This is a genomic window from Streptomyces sp. NPDC058284, from assembly GCF_042881135.1.
Classification (GTDB): domain Bacteria; phylum Actinomycetota; class Actinomycetes; order Streptomycetales; family Streptomycetaceae; genus Streptomyces.
This window is the reverse complement of record NZ_JBHVYE010000004.1, coordinates 361847-372460: the sequence shown is the minus strand read 5'-3', so window position 1 is coordinate 372460 and position 10614 is coordinate 361847. Positions and strand designations below refer to the sequence as shown.

Sequence of the window (10614 nt, the reverse complement as noted above, 5' to 3'; positions counted from 1 at the left end):
GAAGGGGGCCGGAGCAATTGCTCCGGCCCCCTTCCCACGGGCCAATGGGCTGACTGACACATTTTGTCGTCAGTGATGACCGTGCGCGGTGTCGGAAGCGCCTCCGAAGAGCCGTGCGACCGCACGGAACGGCAGGGTGACCACCGTCGCAATGGCTCCACCGATGGCACGGAAAACGTCTGCAATGGCCTTCAGCATGATGGGCCTCCATAGAGCTCTGGCTCGATAGTGGTCAAATTGCTGTGCGTCGCCGCACAGCCTCGCACCAGTCGGTTGCCCCGTCGGAACCCGACAAAACTGGCCGCAATCCCGCACCCCGGCCCACTCCCTCCGGCATGCCGGAATGTGTGTTCTGGCTCAGGCTGGTTAAACGATGTCGTCACAGATCATGTTCGGACGAGGGAGCAGCGCGCCATGGGAACCGATGTGTTCCATTCGGAAGTGCCCATGACGGTGAACGGCAAGGGCTGCGGGCCCGTCGTGGACCACCGTTCGACCCTGCTGGACGTCCTGCGGGAGCAGCTCGGCCTGACAGGCGCCAAGAAGGGCTGTGATCACGGCCAGTGCGGTGCCTGCACGGTCCTTGTGGACGGGCGCCGCGCCAACAGCTGTCTGCTGCTGGCCGTCGCCTGCGAAGGGTGCGACATCACCACCGTCGAAGGGCTGCGGGACGCCGACGGCGAGGCACCGCACCCGCTTCAGCGGGCTTTCGTCGAGCGCGACGCCTTCCAGTGCGGGTACTGCACGCCGGGTCAGCTCTGTTCGGCCGTCGGCGCCATCGCGGAGGCCGAGGCGGGCCGTGCCTCCTACGTGACGGAGCCGGGCACGGCCACCGGCCCACCCGTACCGCTGACCAAGGACGAGATCCGCGAGCGGCTCAGCGGCAACCTGTGCCGCTGCGGCGCCTACCCGCACATCGTCGAAGCCGTCGAGGACGTGACCTCGTGAAGACCTTCAGGTATGTGCGCGCCCACAGCGTCGACGAGGCGACCGCGGCCCACGCCGGCCGCCCCGCCGCCCGCTACCTCGGCGGCGGGACCAACCTCGTCGACCTGATGAAGCTGGGAGTCGAGCGGCCCGAGACGCTGATCGACGTCAGCCGGCTGCCGCTGGACTCCGTGGAGGAGCTCCGCGACGGCTCCGTCCGCGTCGGCGCGGCCGTGCGCAACAGCGACCTGGCCGCCCACCCACTGGTCCGCGACCGCTACCCCGTCCTCGCGCAGGCGCTGCTCTCCGGCGCGTCGGGCCAGCTGCGCAACATGGCCACGACGGGCGGCAACCTGCTCCAGCGCACCCGCTGCCCCTACTTCCAGGACCTCGGCAAGCCGTGCAACAAGCGTGAGCCCGGCAGCGGCTGCGGCGCGCGCGAAGGCGTCGACCGCGACCACGCCGTCCTCGGCCACTCGCCGCACTGTGTGGCCACTCACCCCTCCGACATGGCCGTCGCACTCGCCGCACTCGACGCCCAGGTCGAACTGCGGGGCCCCCGGGGCTCCCGCACGCTGCCCGCCGCCGAGTTCCATCGGCTGCCCGGCGACCGGCCGGAGAAGGACACCGAGATCGCGCACGGCGAGCTCATCACCGGGGTGACGCTGCCGCCCTCGACCGCGAACCTGCCCTCGGCGTACCGCAAGGCGCGCGACCGGGCGTCGTACGCCTTCGCGCTCGCGTCCGTGGCAGTGGTGCTCGACGTCGAGGACTCCGTCGTACGCCAGGTACGGATCGCGTTCGGCGGCCTGGCCCACCGGCCGTGGCGCGCCCTGCGGGCCGAGGAGGCACTGACGGGTGCCGCGCCGACGGACGAGGCGTTCCTGCGCGCCGTCGACACCGAACTCTCCGCCGCCGAGCCGCTGCGGGAGAACGCCTTCAAGGTGCGTCTTGCCCGCAATCTCGCGTGCGACGTGTTGCGGCGCCTCGCCGACTCGCCCCGCTCCCCCGGCACGTCCGCGTCCTGACCCCGCCCCCGCCCGTATCCGCTTCTCAGGGAGAACCTCATGCCGGACACCGTCAGTGCTCTCGGGGCGCCCGCCGAACGCAGGGAGGGCCCCGACAAGGTGACCGGGACCGCCCGCTACGCCGCCGAGCACTCACCCGAGGGCTGCGCCTACGCCTGGCCGGTGCCCGCCACGGTGGCACGCGGTGAGGTCACGGCCGTCGACGACGAGGAAGCCCTCGCGCTGCCCGGCGTCGTCGCAGTCCTCAGCCATCTGAACGCACCGAAGCTGGCCGAGCCGGACGACGCGACCCTCGCCGTGCTGCAGAACGCCCGGGTGCCGCACCGCGGCTGGTACGTCGCACTCGTCGTCGCCGACACCCTGGAGGCGGCCCGCGAAGGCGCCGATGCCGTGCGGGTCACCTACGCGGAGGAGTCCCACGACGTCACCCTGCGCGCCGACCACCCCGACGCCTACGTACCGGAGGACTCCGATGGTACGTCGGGAGAGCACACCCGCGGCGACGCCGAGAAGACGTTCGACGCCTCGCCCGTACGCGTCGACGTGAACTACACGGTGCCGCCCCTGCACAACCACCCCATGGAGCCGCACGCCGCGACGGCGCGCTGGCAGGACGGGCACCTGACCGTGCACGACTCCAGCCAGGGCGCCACCACGGTCCGCGGCGTCCTGGCCAGTCTGTTCGAGCTGCCCGAGGACCGCATCACGGTCGTCTCCGAGCACGTCGGCGGCGGCTTCGGCTCCAAGGGCACGCCACGGCCGCACGTGGTGCTCGCCGCCATGGCCGCCCGGGTGACCGAGAGGCCGGTCAAACTCTCCCTGCCCCGGCGGCAGTTGGCGACGGTCGTGGGGCACCGTTCCCCGACGCTGCACCGGTTGCGGCTGGCCGCCGAGCCGGACGGCACGCTGACCTCCGTGATCCACGAGGTCACCTCGCACACCTCCCACGTCAAGGAGTTCGTCGAGACGGCCGCCGCCGCGACCCGCGTCATGTACCCCTCGCCGCACGCCCGCACCACCCACCGCGTGGTCCCCCTCGACGTGCCGAGCCCCTCCTGGATGCGCGCCCCGGGCGAGGCTCCCGGCATGTACGCGCTGGAGTCGGCGATGGACGAGCTCGCCGATGCGGCCGGCGTCGACCCCGTCGAACTGCGGCTGCGCAACGACACCGACACCGAACCCGACAGCTCCCGGCCGTTCAGCAGCCGCCATCTCGCCGAATGCCTGCGGGAAGGCGCCCGCCGCTTCGGCTGGTCCGAGCGCGACCCGCGCCCGCGCACCCGCCGGGAAGGGCCCCTCCTGGTGGGCACGGGGGTCGCCGCGGCCACCTACCCGGCCTCCGCCTCGCCTTCCCAGGCCGCCGCCCACGCCTGTCCGGACGGCAGCTTCGTGGTCCGGGTCAACGCCACCGACATCGGCACGGGCGCCCGCACCGTGCTGGCCCAGGTCGCCGCCGACGCGCTCGGCGTCCCGGTGGAGCGGGTGCGCACCGAGGTCGGCAACAGCGACCTGCCGTCGGCACCACTGGCCGGAGGTTCCATGGGCACGGCCTCCTGGGGCTGGGCCGTGCACGAGGCCTGTACGCGGCTGGCCGAGCGGCTCGCCGGACAGCAGGGGCAGCAGCTGCCCCCGGAGGGCGTCAGCGCCACGGCCGACACGACGGGCACCGCCGACGCCGAGAGCGACTACGCCAGCCATGCCTTCGGCGCCCACTTCGCCGAGGTCACGGTCGATACGGTGTCCGGCGAGGTCCGGGTGCGCCGTCTCCTTGGCGTTTACGCCGCGGGGCGCATCCTCAACGCCCTCACGGCCCGTTCGCAGTTCATCGGCGGCATGACGATGGGCCTGGGGATGGCGCTGACCGAGAGCAGCACGATGGACGCCGCCTTCGGCGACTTCGCGGAGTCCGACCTCGCCTCCTACCACGTTCCGGCCCACGCCGACGTGCCCGTGATCGAGGCGCACTGGATCGATGAGGACGACCCGCACCTGAACCCCATGGGGAGCAAGGGCATCGGCGAGATCGGCATCGTCGGGACGGCCGCGGCCATCGGCAACGCGGTGCACCACGCGATCGGCGTACGGCTGCGCGAACTGCCGCTCACCCCGGACCGCGTCCTGACGGCGCTGGAGGACGACGACTGAGCCGACGGCGTAGGCAATCCGTCGGGGCGGCGGGGCAGGCCTGGGTCCGGGCCTTGAGAACGTAGCCGTCAGGAGGCGGAGCGAGCCCTCGCCCGGCTCATCCGCGTCCAGGTCAGAAGCTTCTCCGCCGACCAGGTGTTCACGACCCGCGCAGCCGGAACACCGCACTCCTCGGCCCGCTCGCACCCGATGATCTGCCAGTCCAGCTGGCCGGGCGCGTGGGCGTCCGTATCCACGGAGAACAGCGTTCCGGCCGCCACGGCCTGGCGGAGCAGCCGCCGTGGCGGGTCGAGCCGCTCGGGACGGCTGTTGATCTCCACCGCCGTGCCCGCGTCCGCGCACGCGGCGAACACCGCGTCGGCGTCGAACTGCGACTCCGGCCTGCCGCGGCCGACGACGATCCGTCCGGTGCAGTGCCCGAGGACGTCGGCCCGCGGATCACTGACCGCGGTGACCATGCGGCGCGTCATCGCGGCCGCGTCCATGCGCAGCTTGGAGTGGACGGACACGACCACCACATCGAGCCGGTCGAGCAGCTCCGGCTCCTGGTCGAGGGAGCCGTCGTCGAGGATGTCGCACTCGATGCCGGTGAGCAGCCGGAAGGGCGCCCAGCGCTCATTGAGCGCGGCCACCACCTCCAGCTGCTCGCGCAGCCGGTCCGGTGAGAGACCGCGGGCGATGGTCAGCCGCGGCGAGTGGTCGGTGAGCACCGCCCACTCATGGCCGATCTCCCGCGCCGCCCGGCCCATCTCCTCGATGGGGCTGCCGCCGTCCGACCAGTCGGAGTGCAGGTGGCAGTCGCCGCGCAACAGGGCCCTCAGGTCGGCGCCGCCCCCGGTGATCGGCTCGCGCGCCTCGTCCTCCAGCCGCTCCAGGTACGCCGGCACACCACCGGCCAGCGCCTCGCGGACCACGCCCGCGGTCTTGGGCCCGATCCCCTTGAGCGACTCCAGCGAGCCGTCGGCGGCCCGGCGCTCGGCCTCGCCCTCGGCCAGTTCCCCGACTACGGCGGCGGCGGTCCGGAATGCCTTCACCCGGTAGGTGGGGGCGCGTCCGCGTTCCAGCAGAAAGGCGATGCGTTCCAACGCCTGAACGGGCTCCATCGACACCTCCGGCCTCCGGGACTGCGACGTACGTGCGCTCCGGAGACCGGCACCGGCCGCGCTCCAGAGGCTCTGGCAAACTCCAGCGTGGCGCAGTCGCGGGCGCGCGGCGCGGCGAGGGGCGCCGGTGGGGCTTTGGGGTGGGAACCGGAGCTCAGGCCGCCAGGCCGGGCGTGTCGTCGTAGGCCATTGCCGACAGTTGCGCCGTGGCGGCCTCGATGGCGGCTTCCACATTCCGCGTACCGGTGGATACGCACAGCGTGTACGAGACGTCGTCCAGTCGACGACGGATTTCGGCAGAGTCCTCGGCGGCCTGCCGGGCGCGCAGGGTCGCGTAGGTGTTGAGCAGTCCGTCCAGAATCGCCGGGTTGGGCCTGAGCACGCTGTGCTCCTTCCACGATGTGAAATATCACTGGGTTTCTCTTCTGTACCCGCACTTCTGTGCCATACGCATCCGGAAAATTCCGGCGTCCGGCGGCTCTGCTCGCGGTCCGGCGGCCCGGCATTCGTGGGGGCGTTACTCCCTCTGCGGCCGACCGGAGGCGAACGCTCCGTCGGATGGTGAGGATGAGGCCATGGCGAACACCACCACCCGGGCCGGAACGCGGCGGGCCGACGGCCTCGACGCCGTCACCACGCGCTGGGCCGCACGCGATGTCTCCTCGGCGCACGGCCGTCTGCGCGACGCCTTGATCTCCTGGCGGACGTCTCTGCCTCCGGCTTTCCATATCGAGGCTCCGGCTCCGGCTCCGGCTCCACGCGACGATCACGTGCGGCTCGTGATCGCCCCCGCCGCGCCGGGCACGCCCGACGACGCCCTGCTCCTCCACCTCAGCCCCGCCGAGGTGGAGGAGCTCATCGCGCGGCTCGTGCGATGAACCCCGATCACGGGGTATACGGCTTCCGGAATCGGAAGAATCGAAAGGCGGAACCCCCATGGCCCAGACGCAGGACGTCGTCGAGCTGATCCTTCAGGACCACCGCACGATGGAGGACCTCTTCCGCGACATGCGCAACATGGAGGCCGACCGTGCCGCCGCGCTCAGCGAGTTCGCCGACCTGCTGATCGCGCACGCCCTCGCCGAGGAGGCGGAGGTCTATCCGGCACTGCGCCGGTACAAGAACATCGACGACGAAGAGGTCGAGCACGGCGAGGAAGAGCACGAGGAGGGCAATCAGGCGCTCCTGGAACTGCTCGAGGTCGAAGACGTCGGCTCGGACGAGTGGGACGAGAAGCTGGAGAAGCTCGTCGAGGCCATCAACCACCACACGGACGAGGAAGAGCGCACCATCCTCAACGATGCCCGCGAGAACGTCGCCATGAAACGGCGCGAGGAACTCGGCTCGGCCTTCCTCAAGGAGCGCGAGAAGCAACTGGCCGCCCACCGCGGGAACGTGGACGACATCCGCGCCATTCTCCGGAAGTGAGGGACGGCGGGGGAAGCTGTCTCCCCCGCGCGGGCATACGGATCAGCGGCCGATACGCCGGGGCGTGACCACCCCGGCGTATCGCCGTACTGACGTACCGACATACCCGCACACCCAGGTACCCCCGTACCCGAAAGAGCGAATTCCGGCGGGCGGCACTTCCTCCTCCGGTGCCGCCGCGTCCGCTCGCACAGGGCTTGTCACCCGGATGCCAATCGGCACCACGCGGATGCGCATGCGTGTACGTAGTGAGCCGTCTCATCGTGCACTACGTTGCACACACCCACCTCTGGAAGCCGGCCCCCCGCCCTCCCCTGGCTTCCCCCTGCCCGGAGGAGAACTCCCATGCGCATGCCCGCTCCCCGTCGCACCGTCGCGGTCCTCGCCGCCGTCACCGGGATCGCCGCGCTCGGCCTCGGCGCGGGCCCGGCCGCCGCAGACACCGCGGAACCATTGCGCTACGTCGCCCTGGGGGACAGTTACAGCGCCGGTTCGGGCGTGCTTCCCCTCGACGCCGAGGCACCTCTCCAGTGCGCCCGCACCTCACGGAACTACCCGCACCTCCTGGCGGCCTCGCTGGGCGCGAGACTCACCGACGTGACGTGCGGCGGGGCGCAGACCAAGCACTTCACCACGTCCCAGTACCCGGGCGTGGCCCCACAGTTCGACGCGCTGAAGAGCGACACGCAACTGGTGACGCTCACCATCGGCGGCAACGACAACAACACCTTCATCAGCTCGATCCTGGCCTGCGGCAGCGCGGGCATCCTCTCCGGCGGCAAGGGCAGCCCCTGCAAGGACCACTACGGCGACAGCTTCAAGGACCAGGTCGAGTCGAAGACGTACCCGGCGATCAAGGCGTCGCTGAACGAGATCAGGGCGAGGTCGCCGCGGGCGAAGGTCGCGGTCCTCGGCTATCCGTGGATCACTCCGGCGCGGTCCGTGCCGGGCTGCTTCGCCAAGATGCCGATCGCGGAGGGCGACGTCCCCTACCTCCGTGATCTGGAGGCCACCTTGAACGGCGTGGCGCAGCGCGCCGCCGCGGAGACCGGTGCCACGTTCGTCGACATGGCCGCGGCGTCCGACGCGCACGACGCCTGCCGTCCGGCGGGGCAGCGCTGGATCGAACCGGTGCTCTTCGGCACGAACTTCGTGCCCGTGCACCCCAACGCGGCCGGCGAGGCGGGCATGGCCGAGCAGACGACCGAAGCCCTGTCCTGACCCGCCCTGCGCGCGGCCCGGAATTGAGGGCTGCGATCCTTGTCGGGTGACCGGGATCAAGTGGCGTACCAGCAAGAACCGCTCCGCGCGGACCGATGAGACCCTTTCCGCGCGGACCGGAGGGAGCCTCGCGTGGACTGACGGGAACTCCGCCGCGCGGCCGACGGGCACCGCGGCGGCCCGGGCCCGACGGCCCGTGCGCATCACTCTGGGCGGCGCGGTGCTCCTCGCCCTCCTGGCCGGCTGCTCGACCGGCGGTTCCGGCGCCCCTGAGTTCGAGAGCCCCGCGGCCCGCCCGCACGGGGGCGAGGTCCGCCAGCCACCGGTCGACGCCGCTTTCGACTACCAGCTGGGCGGCCCGTACCCGCCTGGGCCGAAGGTACGGGCCGTCTCGCGCGACCGCACCGCCGAGCCCGTCCCTGGCCGCTACAACATCTGTTATGTCAACGCCTTCCAGGCCCAGCCCGGCAAGGAGGCGACTTCCTGGTGGAAGCACGAGCACCCCACGCTTCTCCTGCGGGACGACGAGGGGGAGACGGTCGTAGACGAGGACTGGGATGAGCCCTTGCTCGACATCTCCACGCCGAAGAAGCGCACGGCCCTCGCCGACATCGTCGGCAAGTGGATCGACGGCTGCGCGAAGGCGGGCTTCGACGCGGTGGAGCCCGACAACCTCGACTCCTACGAGCGCTCCGACGACCTGCTCACCCCCGACGACGCCGCGGCCTTCGCCCGCCTCCTCGCCCGGCGCGCGCACGGCCAGGGCCTGGCCATCGCGCAGAAGAACACCACCGACCTGCTGGACCGGCGCAAGCGGATCGGCTTCGACTTCGCCGTGACGGAGGAGTGCGCCCACTACAAGGAGTGCCCCGACTTCGCGTCCGCGTACGACGGGAAGGTCTTCGACATCGAGTACGTGCGCAAAGACTTCGACGCCGCCTGCCGCACCTGGGGCAGGAAGCTGTCCATCACCCTGCGCGACCGCGACGTCCGGCCCGCGGGCGAGGACGGTCACGTGTACCGCCACTGCTGAGCCGCCCGGTGGGCCCGGGGCGGGGAACGGCTCCCTCAGCGCTCCCCCGCCCCCGCCCCCGCCACCAGCGCCGCCAGCTCCTCCGCCGTGCGCGGGCCCTCGCCCGTGTCGGCCGCCAGGCCGTGCGTGCGCAGGAGTTCGGCGACCGCGATTCCCCACGGCAGGTGCAGGCCGGCCTGGGTGAGCAGGTCACGGCGGCCCAGCATCTCCGCGACCGGTCCTGTCCGCACCCCGGCGGGGGTGAGCAGCGCCGCGTCGTCGGCCCAGCGCAGGGCCAGGTCCACGTCGTGGGTCGCCATGACCACCGTCGTGCCCGCGTCCCGCAGCCGTTGCAGCGTGGCGAGGAGACGCTCCTGGCCGTCGGGGTCGAGTCCGGCGGTCGGCTCGTCAAGGACCAGTACGCGGGGGCGCATCGCGACGGCGCCGGCGATGGCGGTGCGTTTGCGCTGGCCGTAGGAGAGCAGGTGGGTCGGGCGGTCGGCCAGCGCGGTGATGTCGAGCGCCGTGAGCGCCTCGGCGACCCTGGCCCGCACCTCCGCGTCGGACAGGCCGAGATTGAGCGGCCCGAAGGACACGTCCTGCTCGACGGAGGCGGCGAACAGCTGGTCGTCGGGGTCCTGGACGACCAGCTGCACGGTCGTGCGCAGCCGGGTCAGGCCCTTGCGGTCGTACGTCACGGGGACGCCCTCGACCGTCAACCGGCCCGCGGCGGGCCGCAGTCCGCCGCTGAGCAGCCGCATGAGGGTGGTCTTGCCGCTGCCGTTGCGGCCGAGCAGGGCGAGGGCGCGGCCCTCGACGACATCGAAGTCGAGGCCGCTGAGCACGGTGGGCCCGTCCTCGTACGCGTAGGACGCGGCGCGCAGGGCGACCACCGGGTCGCCCGGTCCGCCGCGGGCGCCCGGCTCGCGCAGAACCCTCGGCTCGGTCATGGCAGGAACCTTTCCAGTACGAGGGTGAGGGCCACCAGGCCCACGAGGAGTGCCGCGCCGACGGCCACGAAGGGCCGCGAGATGCGGGCGTCGGGCACGAGGACGCGCAGTGTGCCGTCGTAGCCGCGTCCCGCGAGCCCTGCCTGCAGACGGCTCGCCCGGTCGAAGGCCCGCACGAACGCGGTGGCGCCGAGACCGGCCAGGGAACGCCAGGTGGCGGCGCGAGTGGTGTGACCGAGCCGGGCGGCCTGGGCCTGCCGGATCCGGCTCATGGAGTCGAGGAGCAGGAAGCTCATCCGGTAGGTGACGAGTGCCACGTCCACGACCGGTGCGGGCACGCCCGCCTTCACCAGCCGGGGCAGCAGGTCCGACATCGGTGTGGTGAAGGCGAAGAGGAGCACGCCGAGGGAGGCCGCGGAGGTGCGCAGGAGGAGGCCGCCCGCGCGCGCCGGGCCGCCGTCGGCGAACGTGACGAATCCGTCGGGGCCGCCGAGTTGGACGAGCAGCGTCAGCGCGCCGGTGACACAGAAGCCGAGCGGCACCCGGTAGGCGCGCCACAGTTTGCGAGGGGGCACGCCCGCGGGGCCGAGCAGCAGGACGAGCGCGGTGACCAGGACGAGCGCGGCGCCCGGCCAGGGCGGCAGCGAGATGGCCAGGACGGTGAGGCCGAGCCCGAGCACGGCCTTGTCCACGGGGTGGCGGGGGGGGCCCCCCCAGGGGGGGGGCGCCCCCGGGGGGGGGCGCCCCCCCCGGGCAAACAGCGAGGTCTCGGGTCCGGGCCCCCCCGCGGCGGCCGGCGG

General features: G+C 72.2%; 12 protein-coding genes. 7 read left to right on the top strand and 5 right to left on the bottom strand.

Features of this window, described 5'->3' with window-relative positions; translation table 11 throughout:
• Positions 1–69: 69 nt before the first annotated feature.
• Complete coding sequence (locus tag ACFVYR_RS09360; protein WP_252102819.1) at positions 70–198, bottom strand: LPFR motif small protein; 129 nt, start codon at positions 196–198, stop codon at positions 70–72.
• A gap of 216 nt (positions 199–414) precedes the next feature.
• Here ACFVYR_RS09360 and ACFVYR_RS09355 point away from each other — a divergent pair, with 216 nt between their 5' ends.
• Genes ACFVYR_RS09355 through ACFVYR_RS09345 form a run of 3 tightly spaced genes read left to right on the top strand, consistent with a single transcriptional unit; the run spans position 415 to position 4100 of the window.
• A complete protein-coding gene (locus tag ACFVYR_RS09355) occupies positions 415–948 on the top strand; it encodes a (2Fe-2S)-binding protein (protein WP_384252578.1) in 534 nt (177 codons plus the stop codon).
• A complete protein-coding gene (locus ACFVYR_RS09350; protein ID WP_384252581.1) occupies positions 945–1955 on the top strand; it encodes an FAD binding domain-containing protein in 1011 nt (336 codons plus the stop codon). Before ACFVYR_RS09355 ends, ACFVYR_RS09350 begins: the two co-directional genes overlap by 4 nt.
• Before the next feature lie 39 nt (positions 1956–1994).
• Positions 1995–4100: a xanthine dehydrogenase family protein molybdopterin-binding subunit gene (locus tag ACFVYR_RS09345; RefSeq protein WP_384252584.1), complete on the top strand. Its 2106-nt coding sequence runs from the start codon at positions 1995–1997 to the stop codon at positions 4098–4100.
• A 68-nt stretch (positions 4101–4168) separates the two neighbouring features.
• On the opposite strand, the gene ACFVYR_RS09340 is transcribed toward ACFVYR_RS09345, so the two are convergent.
• Both ACFVYR_RS09340 and ACFVYR_RS09335 read right to left on the bottom strand, forming a co-directional pair.
• Positions 4169–5203, bottom strand: a complete 1035-nt coding sequence (locus tag ACFVYR_RS09340; protein ID WP_384252586.1) for a PHP domain-containing protein — start codon at positions 5201–5203, stop codon at positions 4169–4171.
• A gap of 154 nt (positions 5204–5357) precedes the next feature.
• Entirely contained in the window at positions 5358–5585 is a 228-nt protein-coding gene (locus tag ACFVYR_RS09335; RefSeq protein WP_384252588.1) for a DUF5133 domain-containing protein, read from the bottom strand.
• Between the two features lie 193 nt (positions 5586–5778).
• Between ACFVYR_RS09335 and ACFVYR_RS09330 the strand changes: the two genes are divergently transcribed.
• The 4 genes from ACFVYR_RS09330 to ACFVYR_RS09315 all read left to right on the top strand — a co-directional run bounded on the left by ACFVYR_RS09330 (position 5779) and on the right by ACFVYR_RS09315 (position 8885).
• On the top strand, positions 5779–6081 hold the full coding sequence (locus ACFVYR_RS09330) for a hypothetical protein (protein ID WP_384252590.1): 303 nt from the start codon (positions 5779–5781) through the stop codon (positions 6079–6081).
• Between the two features lie 58 nt (positions 6082–6139).
• Positions 6140–6631, top strand: a complete 492-nt coding sequence (locus ACFVYR_RS09325; protein WP_384252592.1) for a hemerythrin domain-containing protein — start codon at positions 6140–6142, stop codon at positions 6629–6631.
• A gap of 345 nt (positions 6632–6976) precedes the next feature.
• A complete protein-coding gene (locus ACFVYR_RS09320; protein ID WP_384252595.1) occupies positions 6977–7852 on the top strand; it encodes an SGNH/GDSL hydrolase family protein in 876 nt (291 codons plus the stop codon).
• 196 nt (positions 7853–8048) lie between these two features.
• Positions 8049–8885 carry an endo alpha-1,4 polygalactosaminidase gene (locus tag ACFVYR_RS09315; RefSeq protein WP_384252999.1) on the top strand — a complete coding sequence of 279 codons (837 nt, stop codon included), beginning with the start codon at positions 8049–8051 and terminating at the stop codon, positions 8883–8885.
• A gap of 35 nt (positions 8886–8920) precedes the next feature.
• Here ACFVYR_RS09315 and ACFVYR_RS09310 read toward each other — a convergent pair whose 3' ends face one another.
• Both ACFVYR_RS09310 and cbiQ read right to left on the bottom strand, forming a co-directional pair.
• Positions 8921–9814 (bottom strand): energy-coupling factor ABC transporter ATP-binding protein, encoded by an 894-nt coding sequence (locus tag ACFVYR_RS09310; RefSeq protein WP_384252597.1) that lies wholly within the window; start codon positions 9812–9814, stop codon positions 8921–8923.
• Entirely contained in the window at positions 9811–10506 is a 696-nt protein-coding gene (gene cbiQ, locus ACFVYR_RS09305; RefSeq protein WP_384252600.1) for a cobalt ECF transporter T component CbiQ, read from the bottom strand. The genes ACFVYR_RS09310 and cbiQ overlap by 4 nt, the downstream gene beginning before the upstream one ends.
• Between the last annotated feature and the right edge of the window lie 108 nt (positions 10507–10614).